Source organism: Rhizobium sp. PP-CC-3G-465 (assembly GCF_004343445.1).
GTDB lineage: Bacteria > Pseudomonadota > Alphaproteobacteria > Rhizobiales > Rhizobiaceae > Ferranicluibacter > Ferranicluibacter rubi.
This window is the reverse complement of record NZ_SLYH01000011.1, coordinates 1-20,027: the sequence shown is the minus strand read 5'-3', so window position 1 is coordinate 20,027 and position 20,027 is coordinate 1. Positions and strand designations below refer to the sequence as shown.

17 protein-coding genes and 4 pseudogenes are annotated in these 20,027 nt (G+C 63.0%); 11 read left to right on the top strand and 10 right to left on the bottom strand.

All coding sequences use genetic code 11. From position 1 onward, the window contains the following. Positions 1 to 15 precede the first annotated feature (15 nt). Complete coding sequence (locus C8J33_RS22810; RefSeq protein WP_132665447.1) at positions 16 to 1,212, top strand: MFS transporter; 1,197 nt, start codon at positions 16 to 18, stop codon at positions 1,210 to 1,212. 135 nt (positions 1,213 to 1,347) lie between these two features. Beyond that, on the top strand, positions 1,348 to 2,214 hold the full coding sequence (locus C8J33_RS22805) for a DMT family transporter (protein ID WP_110802314.1): 867 nt from the start codon (positions 1,348 to 1,350) through the stop codon (positions 2,212 to 2,214). Positions 2,215 to 2,228: 14 nt separating this feature from the next. On the opposite strand, the gene C8J33_RS22800 is transcribed toward C8J33_RS22805, so the two are convergent. Further along, positions 2,229 to 2,822, bottom strand: coding sequence for a TetR/AcrR family transcriptional regulator (locus tag C8J33_RS22800; RefSeq protein WP_110802312.1), 594 nt, complete (start codon positions 2,820 to 2,822; stop codon positions 2,229 to 2,231). A 137-nt stretch (positions 2,823 to 2,959) separates the two neighbouring features. Between C8J33_RS22800 and C8J33_RS22795 the strand changes: the two genes are divergently transcribed. After that, entirely contained in the window at positions 2,960 to 3,349 is a 390-nt protein-coding gene (locus tag C8J33_RS22795) for a RidA family protein (RefSeq protein WP_110802310.1), read from the top strand. Positions 3,350 to 3,366: 17 nt separating this feature from the next. Here C8J33_RS22795 and C8J33_RS22790 read toward each other — a convergent pair whose 3' ends face one another. After that, positions 3,367 to 4,263 (bottom strand): LysR family transcriptional regulator, encoded by an 897-nt coding sequence (locus C8J33_RS22790; protein WP_110802308.1) that lies wholly within the window; start codon positions 4,261 to 4,263, stop codon positions 3,367 to 3,369. A 128-nt stretch (positions 4,264 to 4,391) separates the two neighbouring features. Between C8J33_RS22790 and C8J33_RS22785 the strand changes: the two genes are divergently transcribed. Continuing rightward, positions 4,392 to 5,264, top strand: coding sequence for an aldo/keto reductase family oxidoreductase (locus C8J33_RS22785; protein WP_110802543.1), 873 nt, complete (start codon positions 4,392 to 4,394; stop codon positions 5,262 to 5,264). A 100-nt stretch (positions 5,265 to 5,364) separates the two neighbouring features. On the opposite strand, the gene C8J33_RS22780 is transcribed toward C8J33_RS22785, so the two are convergent. From C8J33_RS22780 to C8J33_RS22765, 4 genes are all read right to left on the bottom strand, one after another. After that, positions 5,365 to 6,465, bottom strand: a complete 1,101-nt coding sequence (locus tag C8J33_RS22780) for a quaternary amine ABC transporter ATP-binding protein (RefSeq protein ID WP_422038917.1) — start codon at positions 6,463 to 6,465, stop codon at positions 5,365 to 5,367. Beyond that, positions 6,458 to 7,345 (bottom strand): ABC transporter permease, encoded by an 888-nt coding sequence (locus C8J33_RS22775; RefSeq protein WP_110802306.1) that lies wholly within the window; start codon positions 7,343 to 7,345, stop codon positions 6,458 to 6,460. Before C8J33_RS22775 ends, C8J33_RS22780 begins: the two co-directional genes overlap by 8 nt. Before the next feature lie 132 nt (positions 7,346 to 7,477). Then, entirely contained in the window at positions 7,478 to 8,479 is a 1,002-nt protein-coding gene (locus C8J33_RS22770) for an ABC transporter substrate-binding protein (protein WP_110802304.1), read from the bottom strand. 353 nt (positions 8,480 to 8,832) lie between these two features. Beyond that, positions 8,833 to 9,462 (bottom strand): TetR/AcrR family transcriptional regulator, encoded by a 630-nt coding sequence (locus C8J33_RS22765; RefSeq protein WP_110802302.1) that lies wholly within the window; start codon positions 9,460 to 9,462, stop codon positions 8,833 to 8,835. 125 nt (positions 9,463 to 9,587) lie between these two features. Between C8J33_RS22765 and C8J33_RS22760 the strand changes: the two genes are divergently transcribed. From C8J33_RS22760 to C8J33_RS22735, 6 genes are all read left to right on the top strand, one after another. After that, positions 9,588 to 11,639 carry an NADH:flavin oxidoreductase gene (locus C8J33_RS22760; RefSeq protein WP_132665446.1) on the top strand — a complete coding sequence of 684 codons (2,052 nt, stop codon included), beginning with the start codon at positions 9,588 to 9,590 and terminating at the stop codon, positions 11,637 to 11,639. 169 nt (positions 11,640 to 11,808) lie between these two features. Then, the gene (locus C8J33_RS22755) at positions 11,809 to 12,009 is read left to right on the top strand and encodes a hypothetical protein (RefSeq protein WP_110802539.1); all 201 of its coding nucleotides are present in this window, start codon (positions 11,809 to 11,811) and stop codon (positions 12,007 to 12,009) included. Positions 12,010 to 12,479: 470 nt separating this feature from the next. Beyond that, the gene (locus tag C8J33_RS22750; RefSeq protein ID WP_110802298.1) at positions 12,480 to 13,295 is read left to right on the top strand and encodes an oxidoreductase; all 816 of its coding nucleotides are present in this window, start codon (positions 12,480 to 12,482) and stop codon (positions 13,293 to 13,295) included. Between the two features lie 155 nt (positions 13,296 to 13,450). Then, positions 13,451 to 14,437, top strand: a complete 987-nt coding sequence (locus tag C8J33_RS22745; protein ID WP_110802296.1) for an MDR family oxidoreductase — start codon at positions 13,451 to 13,453, stop codon at positions 14,435 to 14,437. 172 nt (positions 14,438 to 14,609) lie between these two features. After that, the gene (locus C8J33_RS22740) at positions 14,610 to 15,197 is read left to right on the top strand and encodes a TetR/AcrR family transcriptional regulator (RefSeq protein WP_110802294.1); all 588 of its coding nucleotides are present in this window, start codon (positions 14,610 to 14,612) and stop codon (positions 15,195 to 15,197) included. A gap of 128 nt (positions 15,198 to 15,325) precedes the next feature. Beyond that, positions 15,326 to 16,327, top strand: a complete 1,002-nt coding sequence (locus tag C8J33_RS22735) for an NADP-dependent oxidoreductase (RefSeq protein WP_110802292.1) — start codon at positions 15,326 to 15,328, stop codon at positions 16,325 to 16,327. 194 nt (positions 16,328 to 16,521) lie between these two features. Here C8J33_RS22735 and C8J33_RS22730 read toward each other — a convergent pair. The 3 genes and pseudogenes from C8J33_RS22730 to istA all read right to left on the bottom strand — a co-directional run. Next, positions 16,522 to 16,971: pseudogene (locus C8J33_RS22730) on the bottom strand (zinc-binding dehydrogenase); the annotation flags it as partial. Positions 16,972 to 17,144: 173 nt separating this feature from the next. After that, on the bottom strand, positions 17,145 to 17,903 hold the full coding sequence (gene istB / locus C8J33_RS22725) for an IS21-like element helper ATPase IstB (protein WP_110802288.1): 759 nt from the start codon (positions 17,901 to 17,903) through the stop codon (positions 17,145 to 17,147). Further along, positions 17,900 to 19,396: pseudogene (gene istA, locus C8J33_RS22720) on the bottom strand (IS21 family transposase). The gene istB and the pseudogene istA overlap by 4 nt, the downstream one beginning before the upstream one ends. A gap of 131 nt (positions 19,397 to 19,527) precedes the next feature. Between istA and C8J33_RS22715 the strand changes: the two are divergent. Beyond that, positions 19,528 to 19,775: pseudogene (locus C8J33_RS22715) on the top strand (hypothetical protein). A gap of 12 nt (positions 19,776 to 19,787) precedes the next feature. Here the strand turns inward: C8J33_RS22715 and C8J33_RS22710 are convergent. Then, positions 19,788 to 20,027: pseudogene (locus C8J33_RS22710) on the bottom strand (conjugal transfer protein traA); the annotation flags it as partial.

The window sequence follows — 20,027 nt, the reverse complement described above, 5'->3', positions numbered from 1 at the left end:
ACTGTCGGGGGACACATGACCGACGTGCTGCTCAAGATACCGGTAAACATGAACGCCGGTTTCCGCCTGACCCTCGCCGCCATGGCGGTGATGATGGCCGGCGCCAGCGCGCCCTCGCCCTTCTACCCTACGCTCCAGCAGGAGCTCGGCTTCACGTCGATGACGCTCACTGCGGTCTTCGCCGTGTACACCGTCACCCTGCTCGCCTCGCTGCTCGTCATGGGGTCGCTGTCCGACCATGTCGGCCGACGCCCGGTCATCTCGGCGGGCTTCGCGCTGATGGCGTTCAGCCTCACGCTCTTCTGGCAGGCGCAGGACGTGGGCAGCCTCGTCATCTCGCGCATCCTGCAGGGCGTCGCCGCCGGCCTGCTCCTGTCGACGCTGTCGGCCGCCGTCGTCGATTTCGAGCCAAAGGACAGGCCCGGCAGCGCCTCCATCCGGAATTCCGTCGTTCCGCTCAGCGGGCTTGCCGTGGGGGCCCTGGTCGCAGGCCTGCTGATGGACGCGACATTGACGGCGAAGGCGAGCGTCTTCGGCGCGCTGGTTGCAGGATCCGCCCTCTTTGCCGGCCTCATCTGGTGCGTGCCGGAAACCGCACCGCGCCATGAAGGCGTCTGGGCGTCGCTCCGGCCGCGCATCGGCGTGCCCGCAGCCGCGGTGACCGCCTTCTGGCGCAGCGCGCCGGCCGTCATCGCCGGCTGGGCCACCGGCGGCCTCTATCTTGCGCTCGGCGCGCCGTTGGTGCGCAGCGTGTTCGGCGTGGAAGACCATACGAGGCAGGCGATCGTCATCGTCATTCTCTGCGGCGCGGGTGCGGCCGCCTGCTATGTGGCGCGCGGCCGCTCGTCACGCAGCGTCACCCTCTTCGGCACCGCGGCGCTCGCGCTCGGCACGACGCTCACGCTCGCCGCAATGGTCTGGACGTCCCTCCCCGCCTATCTTCTGGCGCTCACCATCGCCGGGACAGGGTTCGGCACCTGCTTCTATGGCGTCCTGCGCTCCATCGTGCCGGTCGTGCGCCCGCACGAGCGTGGCGAGCTCTTCGCCGCCCTCTTCACCTTGAGCTACCTCGCCTTCGGCCTGCCGACGCTTCTGGCAGGCCTCGCCATCGGCACGTTCGGCCTTGCCCCTACCGTCCTCGTCTATGGCGCGCTCATCGTGCTCTTCTCGACCATGGCGGGGCTGCTGCGCCTGTTCGGCACGCGGGACTGAACCTGTCATGGTTCCTGTCGCGCTTACCGGCGCGGATGTCGTGCCCGCACTGGCTTTCGCCGTCCCCGGCGCGTAGACAGGGTGATCCCAAGCCGATCCGTCACATCGCGTCGCAGGCGCGACAGTCGGAACATCATGACAGCCAAGACACGCGGTTACCTCTATGTCCTCCTCGCCATCACCATCTTTGCGGGACAGGATGCGTTCTCCAAGCTGCTCGGGGAAAAGTACCCGCCCATCATGGTCGTCATGGTGCGCTTCTGGGCCTTTGCCGTGTTCGTCATGGTCATGGCGGCGTTTGCACCGGGCGGGCTGAGACGGGCCTTCGTGACGCGGCGGCCGGTTCTACAGGTGTTTCGCGGCGTGCTGCTGGTCGGCGAGGTCGTCATCGTCGTCTTCGCCTTCATCACCGCCGGTCTCGCCATGAGCCAGTCCATCCTGCAAGCGACGCCGCTGATCGTGACCGTGCTGTCCGTGCCGCTCCTGGGCGAGAAAGTCGGCTGGCGGCGCGGCCTTGCGGTGGTCGCAGGCCTCTTGGGCGTGCTCGTCATTCTTAATCCGCTGTCGGTTGTGTTCGATCTTCGCCTGCTCGTGCCGCTCGTCGCCGCCTTCATATACGGCTTCTACAGCATCGCGACCCGGGCAGTGAGCCGGGACGATTCCGCTGTGACGAGCGTTCTCTATGCCGGCGTGTTCGGCGCACTGGCGGCAACGCTCGTCGGCCCGTTCTACTGGACGCCGATCGCGCCGGCCGACTGGCCCGCCATGATCGCGCTCTGCATCTGCGGCGCCACCAGCCACTATTTCCTGATCAAAGCCTACGGCCTGCTGACGGCCGTCGAGGTGCAGCCCCTGACCTACCTGCAGCTCGTGCTGAGCGGCGGCATCGCGGTCCTGTTCTTCGGCGAGACCGTGACGATCAACATGATCATCGGCGCCCTCATCGTCGTCGGCGCCGGGCTCTTCACCGTCTGGCGCGAACACCGCGTCGGTCTGCGGTAGGCACCCGGTGCGCGTTATCGCGGCTCAGCCAGAAGCCCGGTTGCCAGCGCCTGAAACGCCTCGATCGCCTTTGGCAACACACGCGCCGCATCGCCGCTGGCGGCAACCCAAAGGGCAGCGTTCAGGGCGGCGCCGCTGAGAAGCCGGGCGGCGGCCTCCGGATCGACGGGCTTGACGATGCCGTCCCCGATCAGCCGCTCGATCGCGCGCTGCGTTACCTGCAGGCAGCTGTCCTGGCTCGGCCATTTCGAGGGGTCGCCCAGCACGGCAGGCCCGTCGAGAAGCACGATGCGCTGCACGTCCGGGTCGAGCGACATCTCGATATAGGCCGTCCCTTCCGCCAGAAGGCCGGCCCACGCATCGTCCATGCCAGCGCCGATCGCTTGCGCGCGTGCGGCCATCTCGCCGTCGATCTGATCGACGACGGCAGCCAGCAGCCCCTTCTTGTCGCCGAAATTGTGGTAAAGCGCGCCCCGCGTCAGCCCCACTTCCGCCGTCAACTCATCCATGGAGGCGGCCGCATAGCCCTTGTCGGCAAAGGCGCGGCGCCCGGCCGCGATCAGCCTCGCCCGGTTTTCCTCCATCGTTTCCGCCCGTGTTCTCGCCATCTCAATCCTTCATTTCACATACGAGACGTATCTTTATTTGACATACGCCTCGTATGCGACTACCTCTCTGCATACGCACCGTATCTGAAACCTAGCGCGACCGGAAGCCGGACACCGCTAACCTTGAGGATCACACCATGACCGACCGCCAAGCCATCTTCCCCGCAGACCGCCACGCACTTTACGAAAAGCACCACTATTCCGCCGCCATCCGCTCGGGCGACCTCCTGTTCGTCTCCGGTCAGGTCGGCAGCCGCATAGATGGCTCGCCCGAGCCAGATTTCGCCGCCCAGGTGGAACGCGCCTTTGAAAACCTGAAGGAAACGCTGGCCGCAGCCGGCTGTACGTTCGAGGACGTGCTGGACGTGACGACATTCCACACCGATCCGGAGCGCCAGTTCGAAACCATTCTACCGATCAAGGACCGCTATTTCGGCACAAAGCCCTACCCGGCATGGACCGCCCTCGGCGTTACCTGGCTTTCTGGCTTCGATTTTGAAATCAAGGTTATCGCCCGCATTCCCTGAACGGGGACAGGGGACCCTTACCCACCCTCCCGCCGCGCCTTGATGAAGTCGATGAAGGCGCGCAGGGGTGAGGGGACGAGGCGGCGGCCAGAGTAGTAGAGGAAGGGACCGGGGAAGCTCGGCCACCAGTCCTGCAGCACCGGCTCCAGCGCGCCTGAGTCGAAGTGCGGCTGCAGCCAGGTTTCAAACAGCGAGACGATGCCGAGGCCTTCGATGGCGACGGCGACACCGAGATCCGACCCGCCGCCGGCCTGCACGATGAGTTGCGGTGTGGGATCGACCCGCAAAGTCTCGTCCCCCCGCTCGAACTCCCAGGGCGTGACGGACCGCCCGGCAAAACGGCTGCGGATGCAGGTATGGGACAAGAGGTCGCTGGGATGCGTCGGCCGGCCCCGGGCCGTGAGATAGGCTGGCGATGCGGCGCTGGCAAAACGCTGGAGGCGCGGGCCGATGGGCACGGCGATCATGTCCTGCTCCAGCCGCTCGTCGTAGCGGATGCCGGCATCGCAGCCGGCAGCGTTGATGTCGACGAAGGTCTCGTCCGTCATGATTTCGAGCCGGATATCCGGATAGGCCTTGAGGAAGGCCGGGACGATCTGCGGCAGGATAAGCCGCGCCGCGCTGATCGGCACGTTCAATTTCAGGCTTCCCGCGGGCCGGTCGCCGAGGCCGACGACATGGCGGAGCGCCGCGTCGATTTCCCGCATCGCCGGGTTCACGCGCGCCATCAGCGCCCGCCCGGCCTCCGTCGGCACCACGCTGCGCGTCGTCCGGTTGAAAAGCCGGATGCCGAGCTGCGCTTCGAGCCGGCGAACGGCATCGCTCAGCGCCGAGGCGCTGCTGCCCGACGCCCGTGCCGCCTCGCGAAATCCGCCAGCGGAGGCCACAGCGAGAAACGCCTTCACGTCGCCCATCTCAAAAGCGCTGTCCTGCACGACCCCTCCCTCATTGTCCGCCAGTCCGCACAACCTGTTCGCATTACCACGGATTATCAAGCGACGGATACAGTTCTATCTTGGGCTTCATCAACAAGGAGGGTCCCATGACCGATATCCGGAACGCCGGCACATTTCAGCTTGGAAGCTTTACCGTCAAACGCCTCGGTTACGGCGCCATGCAGCTCGCGGGAAAGGGCGTCTTCGGCCCGCCGCGCGATCGCGCGGAGGCGATCGCCGTGCTGCGTGAGGTCGTGGAAAGCGGCGTCGATCACATCGACACCAGCGATTTCTACGGCCCGCATGTCACCAACCAGATCATCCGCGAGGCGCTGCATCCCTATCCGGATCATCTCGTCATCGTCACCAAGGTTGGCGCCGTGCGCGGCGCGGATGCCTCCTGGAAACCGGCATTCTCCAAAGACGATCTGACCAAAGCGGTGCATGAGAATCTTGAGAACCTTGGGCTGGAGACGCTCCCCGTCGTCAACCTGCGTGCCATGTTCGATGTACACGGCCCGGCCGAGGGGTCGATCGAAGCGCCGCTGACAGTGCTGGCAGAACTGCAGGCTAAGGGCCTCATCCGCCATATCGGCCTGTCGAACGTCACCCCGGCGCAGATCGCGCAAGGCCGCGGGATCACCGAGATCGTCTGCGTGCAGAACCAGTACAATCTCGCTCATCGCGGCGACGACGCCCTGATCGACAATCTCGCCGCCGTCGGCACGGCCTATGTGCCCTTCTTCCCCCTCGGCGGCTTCTCGCCCTTGCAGTCGGCAGCGCTCACCACTGCCGCGGCGGACCTTGGCGCCACGCCCATGCAGGTGGCACTCGCCTGGCTCCTGGCGCGGTCGCCCAACATCCTCCTCATCCCCGGTACATCCTCGCGCCCGCACCTGCGCGAAAACCTCGCTGCCGCCGGTCTAAAGCTTCCGGCCGACGTCCTCACCCGCCTCGATGCCATTGGGAGGGCCGGGTGATCAGGCTTATCCCAAGGATCTGCAACAGCCTGACGTCGTTGATTTCATGAGGCCGTCGGCACAAGGCCGACGATGACGTTTCGCAAACGGGATACAGGCGTCAGGCGACGTTCGCCCGGCTTCCCCCCGCTTGCTGGCCGATGTCGTGCGCATTGACCATGGCGCCTGCAAGCTGGCGGAAGCTGACGGTGCCCACGGGCTTGGCCGTTGCGTCTACCACAATGGCCTCGTCATCCGGCGTGCCGACGAGCATGCGGAGTGCCTCCTCGATCGTCACGTCGGCGGCGATCGTGCGGCCGGCGGGTACATGGCTAGGGGCAAGTGTCCGCAGCGGCGTCATCACCGCCTCCACATGCACAACGCGGCCGCGGTTCACCTCGCGCACGAAGCTCGCCACATAGTCGTCGGCGGGCCGCAGCACGATGTCCTGGCTCGTGCCCTGCTGGATCACCTCGCCATCGCGCAGGATGGCGATCCGGTCGCCAAGGCGCAGGGCCTCGTCGAGGTCGTGCGTGATGAAGACAATGGTCTTGCGGATCTCGGCTTGGATGTCGAGAAGCACCGACTGCATGTCCATGCGGATCAGCGGGTCGAGCGCGGAATAAGCCTCGTCCATCAGAAGCACGGGCGCGTCGTTGGACAGCGCGCGCGCCAGCCCCACGCGCTGCTGCATGCCGCCCGAGAGCTGGTTGGGATACTTGCTCTCGAAGCCCTTCAGCCCCACCCGCTCCAGCCAGCGCATGGCGATGTCGCGCGATTTCGTGCGCTCGATGCCCTGGATCTCCAGGCCGAACATGGTGTTGTCGAGCACACTGCGGTGCGGCAGCAGCGCGAACTTCTGGAACACCATGGCCGTCTGGTGGCGGCGGAAATTGCGCAGTTCCGCGGGGTCCATCTTCACCACGTCGACACCATCGACCAGCACCTCGCCGGCCGTCGGGTCGATCAGCCGGTTGATGTGGCGGATCAGCGTGGACTTGCCGGAGCCCGAAAGGCCCATGATCACCTGGATCGAGCCCGAGGCGATCTCGATATTGATGTCGCGCAGGCCGAGTACGTGGCCGTGCACGGCGTTGAGCTCCGTCTTGGTCATGCCGTTGCGCACGGCATCGACATGGGCGCCAGCATTGGGGCCGAAGATCTTGTAGAGATTGCGGACGGCGATGCCGCCGAAAGCCATGCGGGGGGCCGGATCAACCATGGACGATCTCCCGATGCTTCTGCAGGCGTTTGCCATAGGCCTGGCTGACGCGGTCGAAGATGATGGCGATGCCGACGATGGCGAGCCCGTTGAACATGCCGAGCGTGAAGTACTGGTTGGCGATGGCTTTCAGCACCGGCTGCCCCAGCCCCTGCACGCCGATCATCGAGGCGACCACGACCATGGCGAGCGCCATCATGATCGTCTGGTTGATGCCGGCCATGATGGTGGGCAGAGCGAGCGGCAGCTGCACCTTGAACAGCTTCTGCCGCTCCGACGTGCCGAACGCATCGGCTGCCTCCAGCACGTCCTTGTCCACCAGCCGGATACCGAGATCGGTGAGCCGGATCATCGGGGGAATGGCGTAGATGACGACGGCGATGAGGCCGGGCACGCGGCCGATGCCGAGCAGCATGACGACCGGGATGAGATAGACGAAGCTCGGCATGGTCTGCATCACGTCGAGGATCGGGTTGACGATCCGCCGGAACGTGTCGGAGCGCGCCATGAGAATGCCGATCGGCAAGCCCACCGCGATGGACAACACCGTGCACACGAAGATCATCGCGACCGTGCGCATCGTATCGGTCCACATGTCGAAATAGCCGATGAGCAGCAGCGTCACGAGACAGCCGAGCACGATCTTCACGCTGCGGCTGGCAAACCAGGCGATCGTGAGGATGATCGCGGTAATGATCGGCCAGGGCGTTTGCGTCATGAAGCGATCGGTGGCGAGCAGGAAGCTTTGCAGCGGCGAGAACAGGCTCTCGATCGCGTCGCCATAGGTGCGGGTGAAGCCCCGGAATCCCTCGTCGATGGCTTTCTTCAGGTTGCGAAGCGCGTCGTCATCCATGTGTGGAAATGTGTAAAACCATTCCATGCGGGTCCCTTTCTCTGGAAGGAGCCGTGCGACGTCTTTTTCTTCTTCTGACGGCAAGCGGAAGGCGGCACGCGCCGGCACGATACCCGGAAGAGGTAAAGTGCCGGCGGGCGCCGCTTCAAAGGACGGGGCTCAGAGCGCCGCTTCGATCTTCGCGGCCGCGTCGGCCGAAACCCACTTGGTCCAGATCTCCTTATTTTCCTTCAGGAAGTGCTTGGCACCGTCTTCGCCGCTCGCCTGGTTGTCGGTCATCCAGGCCATCAGCTTGCCGATCGTCTCGTTGCTCCAAGAGCGCTTTTCGAGATAGGCCATGACCTCGGGACCGGCCTTCTCCGAGAAGGGCTTGGCGACCAGCGTGACGATAGTGTCCACCGGCCACGCGTTTGGCTTGGGGTCCGGGCAGTCGGCAACAGTGTTGCAACGCTTCCATTCGGCCGCATCCGCACCCACACCGGCTTCCAGCTTTACCATCGGATACTTACCGAGGAGGGCCGTCGGCGCCCAGTAGTAGGCGGCGAAGCCCTTTTCACGCTCGTAGGCCTTGGCGATTGCACCATCGAGGCCGGCGGCCGAGCCGGTATCGACCAGCGTGAAGTTCGCCTTCTCGCCATCATAAGCCTTGAAGAGCTGCGTCGTCACAACCGTGCCGCCCCAGCCCTGCGGACCGTTGAGCACCGCGCCCTTGCTCGTGTCTTCCTCGTTGGGGAAAAGCTCGGGATGCTTCAGGAGGTCGGGAATGGTCTTGATGTCAGGATGCTTGTCGGCAAGGTATTTCGGGATCCACCAGCCCTGGTTTCCGCCATCCGGCAGAGGCGAGCCGACCTTGACGATGCGGCCCTCTTCCACGCCCTTGGCAACGACGTCCGGTAGCAGGTCCACCCAGGCCTCCGGCGCGATGTCCGGCTGGCCCTTCTCGGCCATGGAGGTGATGGTCGGAACCGTATCGCCGACAGTGATCTCGGCCTGACAGCCATAGCCCTCGTTCAGGATCAGCTTGTCGAGATTGGAGATGACCTCCGCGCTCTGCCAGTTCATGCTGGCGATGGTGACTGTGCCGCACTCGGCAGCACCGGCGGCCGATATGCCTGCGAAAAGGCCCATCGTCAGGCAGCTCGAAGCGAGTAGTTTCTTCATTGTCGTTCCCCTTTGTTTTTTAGCGGCAAGGCATGAAAAGCGGGGCGCCGCGGATACCCGCTTCATGGGCTCTGAAGGACAGTCTCCTCATCCTCGATGATGGCTGCAGGCCGCGTTTGCGGTGCGAAAATCTTGCCCTCCGCATAGGCTGAGCCTTACGGAGGTTGTGTGATTGTGGCGGATGGGTTGGACGATCGACATCCCTGTCGCGCCATTCCAAGGCGCGATTAGACGGGCCGAGGTGCGATCGGACAGGCTGTCGGTTTTGTTCGGGAGAGGTGTGGCGATAGGAAAGGGCTGCGGTGTGGTCGCCATCCGGCCTATATTCGATGTCGCCACGGCCGCCATTTCCGCTATTCCTGCCTGTAGCCGTGGCGGGCATAGAAGCGGTCGAGCTCCCGCTGCTGCGCGTCTTGTCCCGTAAAGATCGAGATGTAATGCGGTATCCGCTTCATCCGCAGCGCCACATCCTCGCGGGCCTGCATGGAGATATAGCCGATCTGCACGAGATAGGTCGTGCGCGCCCTGACATCCGCGGTGACCGCGTCATGGCCGAAGCGCATGAACATGCGGGCGAGCGCGTCCATCCGCGCCGCATCCGCGCGCTGCACCTCTGCCTCGATCTCCGGTGATTGCAGCGCCCAGCTGCGCACGGCGAACTCGAACCGGGCATCGAAAAGGACAGTGTCGATCCAGCAATCGAACACGTTCAGCATGGCTTCCACCAGCGTCTCCGCGTAAGCCTCGGACTGCCGGACGATGTTGCCGGTGTTCGTGTCGCGCCAGCGCGCGATCAGCGCATCCAGCAGCGCCTCGCGGTCCTTGAAGAACCAGTAGAAGCTGGTGCGCGACAGGCCGAGCCGCTTGGCAAGCGGCAGGATCTTCACCGAGTCCACGCCCGATTCCAGCAGCGAGGCGTAAGCGGCATCGAACCACCCCTCGTAAGACCCCCGCCAGCCGCTGTCGTTCACCGCCTGCTCCATACCGTTAGTCCTACCAAACACCACCGCAGCAGACAAGCAGAATGTACACCCCTGTTTTTAATGTTGACACTTCTGTACATTCCTCGTTAGCCTCGCGCACATCCCCACCTATCGGAGCTTAAGGCATGTCCAGCGATCCCCTCCTGCAGCCCTATAGGCTGAAGCACCTGACCCTTCGCAACCGCATCATCGTGACGTCCCACGAGCCGGCCTATCCCGAAGACGGCATGCCGAAAGCGCGGTATCGCGCCTACACGGTCGAGCGGGCGAAGGGCGGCGTCGCGCTGACCATGACGGCGGGCTCTGCGGCCGTATCGAAGGACAGCCCGCCGGTGTTCAACAACCTGCTCGCCTACAAGGACGAGATCGTGCCCTACATCCGCGAAATGACGGATGCCGTGCACGAGGAAGGTGCGGCGATCATGATTCAGCTCACCCATCTTGGCCGTCGGACCCGCTGGGACAAGGGCGACTGGCTGCCCGTCATCGCCCCTTCGCACCAGCGGGAGGCCGCCCACCGCGCCTTTCCAAAGAAGCTCGAGGACTGGGACATCGCCCGGGTGATCGCCGACTTCGCCGATGCGGCCGAGCGCATGAAGGCGGGCGGCATGGACGGTGTCGAGCTGGAAGCCTATGGCCACCTCATCGACCAGTTCACCTCGCCCGTGACCAACGAACTCGACGGGCCCTATGGCGGCGCCTCGCTCGACAATCGGCTGCGCTTCTGTCTCGACGTGTTCAGGGCCATGCGCGCCCGGGTGGGCGACGATTTCATTCTTGGCGTACGTTATACGGCCGACGAGTGTCTTCCCGGCGGCACGGGACAGGCCGAGGGGCTGGAGATCTCGCGCCGCCTGCGCGACAGCGGTCTTATCGATTACCTCAATGTCATTCGCGGCCATATCGACACCGATCCGGGCCTCACCGACGTCATCCCCATCCAGGGCATGGCCAATTCCCCGCACCTCGATTTCGCCGGGCAGATCCGCGCAGCGACCAACTTTCCGACCTTCCACGCCGCCAAAATCCCCGATGTCGCCACCGCCCGCCACGCGATTGCCAGCGGCAAGGTGGACATGGTCGGCATGACGCGGGCGCACATGACCGACCCGCATATCGTGCGCAAGATCATCGAGAAGCGTGAGGAGGACATCCGCCCCTGCGTCGGCGCCAATTACTGTCTCGACAGGATCTACCAGGGCGGCATGGCCTTCTGCATCCACAATGCCGCGACGGGACGCGAGGAAACCATGCCGCATGCGATCCCGAAGGCCGAAACCAAGCGCCGGATCGTCATCGTCGGCGCCGGCCCTGCGGGACTGGAGGCCGCCCGTGTCTCGGCCGAGCGCGGCCATTCGGTCGTCGTCTTCGAGGCGGCGAACCATGCCGGCGGGCAGATCCGCCTGACCGCGCAGAGCGAGCGCCGCCGCGAGATGATGAGCATCATCGACTGGCGCATGGGCCAGTGCGAAAAGCGCGGCGTCACCTTTCATTTCAACAGCTGGGCGGATGCCGACACGATCGCGGCGGAAAACCCCGACGTCGTCATCATCGCCACCGGCGGACTGCCGCACACGGATGTGCTCTCCGCCGGCAACGATCTCGTGGTCTCCTCCTGGGACATCATCTCCGGCGATGTGAAGCCGGGCACCAACGTTCTCCTCTTCGACGACGCCGGCGACCATGCCGGCCTCCAGGCCGCCGAGATCATCGCGAAATCGGGCGCCAAGGTCGAGATCATGACGCCGGATCGCGCCTTTGCGCCGGAGGTCATGGCGATGAACCTCGTGCCCTACATGCGCTCTCTTCAGGCGCTCGATGCCACCTTCACGGTCACCTACAGGCTCCAATCCGCCGAGCGGCGCGGCAACGAAATCGTCGCTCATGTCGGCAGCGATTACGGCGGCGATCTAAGCTGCGGGGCCAAAGAGCGCACCGTCGACCAGATCGTCGTCAACCACGGCACCATCCCCCTCGACGACCTCTATTTCAACCTCCGCCCCGCCTCCACCAACCTCGGCGAAGTCGCCTACGACGCCCTCATCGCCGGCATTCCGCAAACCGTCACCCGAAACCCCTCAGGCACCTACCAGCTCTTCCGCATCGGCGACGCCGTGGCGGCGCGCAATACGCATGCGGCGATTTATGATGCGCTGCGGCTGGCGAAGGATTTGTGAAGGGGTATCTGGCAGGGGTGAAAGCGAGCGGCTTTGAGATAGACGACGGCATCTTTCTGTTTGCCCTCGATGCGAGCTTTGCGCGAAAATACGGTCATTGCAGCGGCATGAACGAAAAGCTATGCGTGGCGACGTACATGAGCCAAGGACAAACAAGATGATCAAGATCATGGTCTTGCTACACAGCGCCGAAGGTCTGGATTGGCAGGCTCCCCCAAAAGGGACAAGCCTGAAGACGTTGAGCGAAGCCGAGGAGCAAGGCTTTATCCAAATTCGCGGGGAGTATCAGAAACGACAGTTCCGCCTGTCCGAGCTGGGATACAAACACGTCGAACACGACAAAAAGCGCCTTCAAGCCCGCAAACTCTGAGCCGAACGGACCACACTGAAGCGTGGACGAAGTGGCAGGAGAAGGCTGCCTTATCACTTGATATGATCATGCGCCCAGAGAGATCGGCGATGGCATGAAAAGCCTTATCCAGCAGCTCGCCAGCCAGCGCCGACGTTCGGCGCACTGGATCATGCTTGAGGCCATCCAGCAATAGGTATCGCGACACTCTGCCCTAACAGCGCGTCTTTCGACGTGAAGCGAAGATGAGAGCCGCTCGTCAGGCTGGTGTCGCTGATAACGCGGACGGGTTCCGCAACAGCGATGCGGTCGGCTCGGAATTTTCACACGACAATCTCCACAATGCTGCATTCGAAGCCATCCCTTCGACCGTTTTCGCACCTCGCACGACCGTCTTGAAATTTTCCTCATTGCATTACGATCATAATTTATATAAGCATTCGTAATGCAACTGTATGCCACTGGGAAAACTCAGCGGTTTGGAGACAGCGATGACATCACATTCCCAAAAGACCGCTCTCGTCACGGGAGCATCATCCGGTATCGGTCTGGCGAGTGCCGAGGCCCTGGCAAGAGCTGGCTTTACGGTTTTCGGAACCAGCCGCAAGCCGAGCAAAGGCAGCTCGAGCGGGGTCTCCATGCTGGCTTGCGACGTGACCGACGAGACTTCTGTGGCGTCGCTGGTTTCGACGGTCCTCGAAAGCACCGGACGGATCGACGTTCTGGTCAACAATGCCGGCCTCGGCATGTTTGGTGGCGCCGAGGAATCCTCGGTCGCTCAGGTTCAGAGCCTGTTCGATGTCAACCTCTTCGGTGTCATGCGGATGACCAACGCCGTGCTGCCGTCGATGCGGCGTCGCGGAGAAGGCCGCATCGTCAACATGAGTTCGGCGCTGGGTTTCGTGCCGGCACCCTACTCGGCCTATTACGCAGCGAGCAAATATGCCCTCGAAGGCTATTCGGAATCGCTCGACCACGAAATCCGCGGCTTCAACGTCCGCGTTTCGTTGATCGAGCCGGGCACCGTCCAGGGCAGTTTCGACCACAGCTCGCTGGAACCGGATACCAAGATGGCGGAGTACGACGCGGGGCGTGCCTGGGTGCATGACTTCTACGAGAAGGCGAAGCTCACGGCGGATACGCCCGAGGACGTGGCGAGAGCAGTCGTTCTGGCGGCCACGGCCAAGCGCCATCGGCAACGTTACACGGTCGGCAAGGTCGCAGGACAGGTCAGCCTGCTGCGACGCCTCCTGCCCGCATCGATCTTCGACAAGGCCTTGCGCCAGCAGTTCGGCATGCCGACGTGACGATCCCGTCGCTTGCCGACGCAACAGAACGGGAAGCGTATCAGGCAGCCCGGCAGGCCATGCCTCGCAACCACCGCTGGCAGCATGCCGCCGGACGCTATCGCATCGCCAGATAATCTGCATCGCCACCCCTTTGATTCAACAGGAAGAAGACAATGACGTTCAAAGCTTTGCTCACCTCCAAGGATGGCGATACGCTCTCCACGAAGCTCGTAGATCTGACCGAGTCCGATCTGATGGACGGCGACGTGACGGTCGCCGTGGATTACTCGACCGTGAACTACAAGGACGGGATGGCCGTGACCGGGCGGCTGCCGGTGATCCAGACCTTTCCGCTCGTTCCCGGCATCGACCTCGCCGGAACGGTGGAAGTGTCTTCCCATCCCGATTTCAAGGTTGGCGACCGGGTGGTGGCCAACGGCTGGGGGCTCAGCCAGACCCATCACGGCGGATATGCGCAGAAGGCAAGGTTGAGCGGAGACTGGCTCGTCAAGCTCTCCGAATCGCTCTCCACAAAGGATGCGATGGCCATCGGCACTGCCGGCTACACGGCCATGCTGTCGGTGCTGGCTCTCGAACATGGCGGGATCACGCCCGATAAAGGCGATATCCTCGTGACAGGCGCCAATGGCGGCGTCGGATCAGTTGCCATCGCACTGCTCTCGGGTCTCGGATACCGCGTCATCGCCTCCACGGGCAGACTTGAGGAAACAGCCTATCTGCGGGAACTCGGCGCGGCAGAGGTCATCGATCGGAACACATTGTCGGAACCGGGCGCGCCCGTTGCGGCCGAACGCTGGGCCGGTGCGATCGACAGCGTCGGCAGTCATACGCTGGCAAACGTCCTGGCACAGACCAAATATCGCGGCGTCGTCACCAGCTGCGGCCTTGCCCAGGGCCGTGACCTTCCCGCTACTGTGCTCCCGTTCATCCTGCGCAACATCACCCTTGCCGGCATCGACTCGGTCAATGCGCCGCAGACGGTGCGTCTGGAAGCCTGGTCCCGTCTTGCCCGCGATCTGGATCTCGCAAAGCTTGCGCGCACGACGACCGTCATCGGTCTGGCGCAGGTCCCCGGCGTCGCCGAGAGCATTCTGGGCGGGCATGTTCAGGGCCGCACGGTCGTCGATGTCAATCTTTAGGGCTGTCAGGGGAAAGCGAAGTTTCGCTTCCTGAATGACACCCTACCACTCGACAAGCAGATGCCTGCCCAGGCCAGCGCGAACCGGGCAGGCACCAAGCGGTTTCATACCAGCTGCATTATGTTCACCTTTAATATTGCGATCGTAAGAAAAGCGATCTGAAAGGCGTCTCATGCGATATGAAAAGGGCCGAAAAGACACGTCACGCCGCAGAATCATGGATGTCGCTATTGAGCGGTTTCGCGCAGACGGAATTGCCGGCTCGGGTCTCGCGACAATCATGAAGGATGCCGGCCTGACGAACGGTGCGTTCTATCCCCACTTCCCTTCGAAGGCCGATCTGGTGCGGGAGACCGTGTCGGATGCGCTGGGCAAACAGGCCGTCTGGCTGCGCGGGATGCTGGACGAAGGGGGGCTCGACAGCGTGATCGACTTCTACCTTTCGCCGGAACACAGGGACAATCAAGGACGGGGATGCGCATCCTCAGCCCTGCTGCCGGAGCTTGCACGACAGCCGGAGGAGACACGCGGCATGTATGGCGAACAGTCCCGCACGCTCGTGCTTCTGCTTGCCGACGCGCTTCCGGCGGACGTGGAAGCGAAATATGACATGGCAAGCGCGATTTTTGCCACCTTGATCGGGACGCTCCAATTGGCGCGCGCGGTCAATGGTGAGACGTCGGACCGCATCTTGCAGGCCGGAAAGAACGCGATACACGCCTTGGCCGGTCTTACGCACGCACCGGCGTCCTCATCTTGAAACACACCCGGGCGGTTGCCGTGCCTTCGAATGACGGCATGATCGCCCTAGACCCATTGTGAACCTTTGCAGCTGGCATGACGACATCGAAACCTTGCCAGCAGTGAACCAACAACCGGAGATATCCAGTGAAAGCCTTTGTCGTCGAGAAGTACAAGAAGAATGGCCCGTTGCGCCTTGCAGAACGGCCGGAACCCCAGGTTGAAAACGGCGACGTCCTCGTGCGCATCCATGCCACATCCGTCAACCCGCTCGATTCCAAGCTCAGGGACGGCGCCTTCAAGATCTTCCTGCCGTATCGTCCGCCCTTCGTGCTTGGGCATGACGTCGCCGGGACGGTCGTCAAGGTCGGCTCTGACGTCAGCCGCTTCAAGGTCGGTGACGAGATCTATGCCCGGCCGCGCGATCACCGCATCGGCACGTTCGCCGAATTCATCGCCATTCATCAGGACGATGTCGCGCTCAAACCCAGCACACTGACGATGGAAGACGCCTCGTCCATCCCGCTGGTCGCGCTAACGGCGTGGCAGGCTCTGGTTGATGTCGCCAAGGTGAAGCCCGGCCAGAAGGTCTTCATTCAGGCGGGTTCGGGCGGCGTCGGCACGATCGCGATCCAGCTTGCCAAGCATCTTGGCGCGACGGTCGCCACGACCACAAGCGCTGCAAACGCCGCTCTCGTCAAAAGCCTCGGCGCCGACGTGGTCATCGACTACAAGAGCCAGGACTTCGAAAAGGTCCTCTCCGGCTACGACGTCGTGCTGAACAGCCAGGATGCAAAGACGCTCGCGAAATCCCTGAACGTCCTGAAGCCGGGCGGCCACCTCATCTCCATTTCCGGCCCGCCGGACCCCGCCTTTGCAGACGCTCTTGGAGTGAACCCGCTTCTCAAGCTCGTCATTCGCCTGCTTAGCCGCAGCGCGCGCAAAAAGGCAAAGAGCCTCGGCCTGCGTTACTCCTTCCTGTTCATGCGGGCCGATGGCCGGCAACTGGAACAGATCGCCGGATTGATCGACAGCGGCGCTATTCGCCCCGTCGTCGATAGGGTATTCCCCTTCAACCAGACGCCCGAGGCGCTCGCCTATGTCGAGACGGGGCGTTCTAAGGGTAAGGTCGTTATCAAGGTGGAATAAGAGCAGAGGGTGGCATTCTGCAGGACGCCGCGGAGGAATACGGCTTCCGGTCGATCAGGCCGAGAGCCGTATAACGATGACGCGGCTTCCAACGCCACGAGCCTCGATTGGCCAAACGGCCTTACCGAAGGTCAATCTCAAGCAGAGACTTCCGCAAGGGAAGAGGCCGCGATCTGGCCTCAGGCTCTGCGAATTCAAGCCGTCACGTCAATGACGATATTGCCGACGACCTCTCCCGATTCCTGTGTGTCGTGCGCGACAGCGAGTTCGGACAAAGCGAAGCGGCCGCCGATGAAAGGTCGCAACGCGCCGGCTTCGATAGCAGCGTTGATGTCATGGATGGCTGCCGCGCGGGCCTCGTCGGACAGGACGTAGACAAAGACGAAATTCACGGTGATGTTGAGAAATGCGAGCTGGTAAAACGGGATTTTCGGCGCGGCATCCGCACCGCCCGTCGCGTAGGTAGAGATCACACCACCCACCTTGAGCACTATAAGGTTGGCCTCGAGATTCGCCTCGAAGGCGACCTCGACGATGCGGTCGACCCCGCGCCCGGATGTCGCTTCCTGGATGCGGCCCACCACATCCTCCTCCTTGCGGTCGATCACAAGGTGCGCACCAGCATCTCTTGCGGCTTGCGGCTTGCGCCTGAGCGGGTCGGCTGACGGTCGCGATCACATATGCGTGTCAACGGCGGAGTAAAAACCGGCCACGCGGCGGCGCAAAAGTCGGCCACCTTGGCCCGGGCATGAGACCCGCGGGAGGGCGTAGCCCGAGCGGGGGGTCTCATGCGCGAGCGGCGATTTTTGAGAGGGCTTCAGCCGGCCTTTTTAGCGCGGCTTTGGGCGAGACGATAGCTGTCGCCATTCATCTCAAGGATACTAACGTGGTGAGTGATGCGATCAAGCAGTGCTCCGGTGAGACGCTCCAATCCCAAGGTTTTCGTCCATTCGTCAAATGGAAGATTGCTGGTGATGAGGGTAGCGCCCCGTTCGTAACGTTGCGATATCAGCTCGAAGAGTAATTCTGCGCCGGTCTTGGAGAGCGGCACGAAGCCCAGCTCGTCGATGATCAGCAGGTTATAGGCGGCCATCTGCTTCTGGAAACGGAGAAGACGCCGCTCGTCGCGCGCCTCCATCATCTCGCTGACCAGGGCGGCGGCAGTGGTGAACCAGACGGACAGGCCCTTCTGGCATGCTGCAAGGCCGAGGCCGAGAGCAACATGGGTCTTTCCTGTACCACTCGGGCCGAGAGCGATGACGTTCTCCCGGCGCTCGATCCATTCGCATCGCGCCAGTTCCAGCACCTGCATCTTGTTGAGTTTGGGAATGGCTGCGAAGTCGAAGCTGTCGAGGCTTTTGACGACGGGGAATTTGGCCGCCTTGATACGGCGTTCGACCTTGCGGCGATCCCGCTCGATCATCTCCCGCTCGGCAAGCCGGGTGAGGTATCCGACATGATCAACGCCTTCGGTGGCGCATAGCCTTGCCAGTTTCTGATACTCACGCTGGAACGTCGGCAGCTTCAGGGTCTTGAGATAATGCGAGAGCAGGATCTCTGGGACTTCGGTGCTCATGCCGCTTCTCCCGCATCCGACGACAGGAGGCGCATGTAGGCCTTCGCCGACGTCGTCTCGACCGTCGCCCTCGGCAGGTAGGGGTAGATGGACAGGTCCAGGCGAGGCGGCCGGCGTTCCACCCGGCACAGGATCAGATGCTTGACGGCGTCAAAGCCGATGGCTCCGAGCTGGAGGGCCTGCTTCACCGCCGCGTTAAGGTCGGCAAGCTCAAAGCTCTCCAGCAGGCGCAGGACTTGCACCTACTCACGCCGGCCGTGCTTGGCCATGCGGCCCTCCATCAGACGGCGCAGCGTGGCGAACTCTTCGGGCAAGTCCCAGCCCTGGAGAGGCGCTGCCTGATCCAGCGAATTGATCTTCTGCTCGATCAGCGGCAGGTAGTGCACAGGATCGAAGACGACGTCTTCCCGGTCCCAGTTCCGCGGATGGCGGGCGATAATCTCGCCACGGCAGCCAATCACCACTTCGTCGACATAGCCCCGGACCCAAACATCCTGATGGCCGTAGGCGACCGGGACGGAATAGTCGTTGGTCTTGTAGCGAACGAGCGACTAGGCCGTGACTTTCGCACTCGCCTGGTCGCAGGCATCGAATGGAGATGCCGGCAACGCACGCATAGCAGCCAGATCACGCTGCAGTCGCTCTCCGATCGTCTCGCTCTCGCCGCGCAGCCTGTCGTGCTGACGCTTGCGGCATTGCTCCTCGAGCCAGATATTGAATGCACCCCATGTCGGAAACTGCGGGATCGGAACCATGAAGTTGCGCCTGCTATAGCCAACAATCCCCTCGACGTTTCCCTTTTCGTTGCCCTTGCCTGGCCGCCCGTAACGATCCCGGATCAGGTAGTGGGACAGGAAGCCGCTGAACAGTGTTGCCCGCTTGCGTGTGCCATCGGGCAGGATCTTCGCTACATGGCAGCGGTCGTTGTCGTAGACGATCGAGTGCGGCACGGCCCCGAAGAAAGCAACCGCATGGATGTGGCCATCGACCCAAGCTTCCCACACTGCCGCCGGATGGGCCCGCACATAGCAACGGTCGCTATGCGGCAGATCCAGTACGAAGAAGTGCGCCTTCCGCTCTACGCCACCGATCACCACCATCGCCTCGCCGAAATCGGCCTGCCCATGGCCTGGCGGATGAGCCAGCGGCACGAACACCTCTTGGCGACGCTGATCTCGCTCGCGCATGTAATCCTTGATGATCGTGTAGCCGCCGGTGAACCCGCGCTCGTCTCGAAGACGGTCGAACACCCGCTTGGCCGTATGGCGCTGCTTGCGCGGAACCTTCAGGTCTTCTTCCAGCCAATCCTCGATCGTTGAAACGAAAGCATCCAGCTTAGGTCGCCGGATCGGCAACTGACGCTGATAGCCGGGCGGTGTCGAATACGACACCATCTTGGCAACGCTGTCGCGAGATATGTTGAAATGCTTCGCAGCCTGACGCCGGCTCATCCCTTCAGAACAAGCAAGTCGAACCTTCAGATATAATTCCACGGTGTAGATCCCCAAGCCCTCCTGCATTCGTCGCAGAAGGGAAATAGGTGGCCGGATTTTACTCCGCCCGAAGCGGGACAATCCCGCCGCTACCGTGGACTAATTTTGCACCGCCGCTCTCAGAAGGAGCGATGCTGAAGACCGACACCCGTCAGGCAAACTGGCGCCGGGCCAATCCGGCAAAGTACGATGCGCACCTGGCTGTGCAGTCAAAGCGGGCGATCTTTCCAAGCAACCCTGCGAGGTCTGCGGCATCGACACGGTCGACGCGCATCACGACCAGTACGACGACCCTCTCGACGTGCGCTGGCTGTGCCGCCGTCATCACACCCGCCTGCATCACTATGGCGAGGACATGTTCCCTATCCGAACCGCATGACCGCTCACCATCCTATCGGCTCAACCCAAGCCCCTTCGTTCGGCTGAGCTGCTGCTTCAACGTGTGATCCCGCGTGAGCTCCGCCATGCGGGCGCGCTCCACGATACGGGCAACGCTTTTGATCGTCTCGGCCTGTTTTGCGAGCTCAGGCCGCTTCTCAAGCTCGGGGGCAAAGTTCCGCGGATCGGAATGCCCGAACCGAAGCGTGAGCGCATCGGCCACCCGCTTCGCTTCTTCCAGCGCGATCCTGCC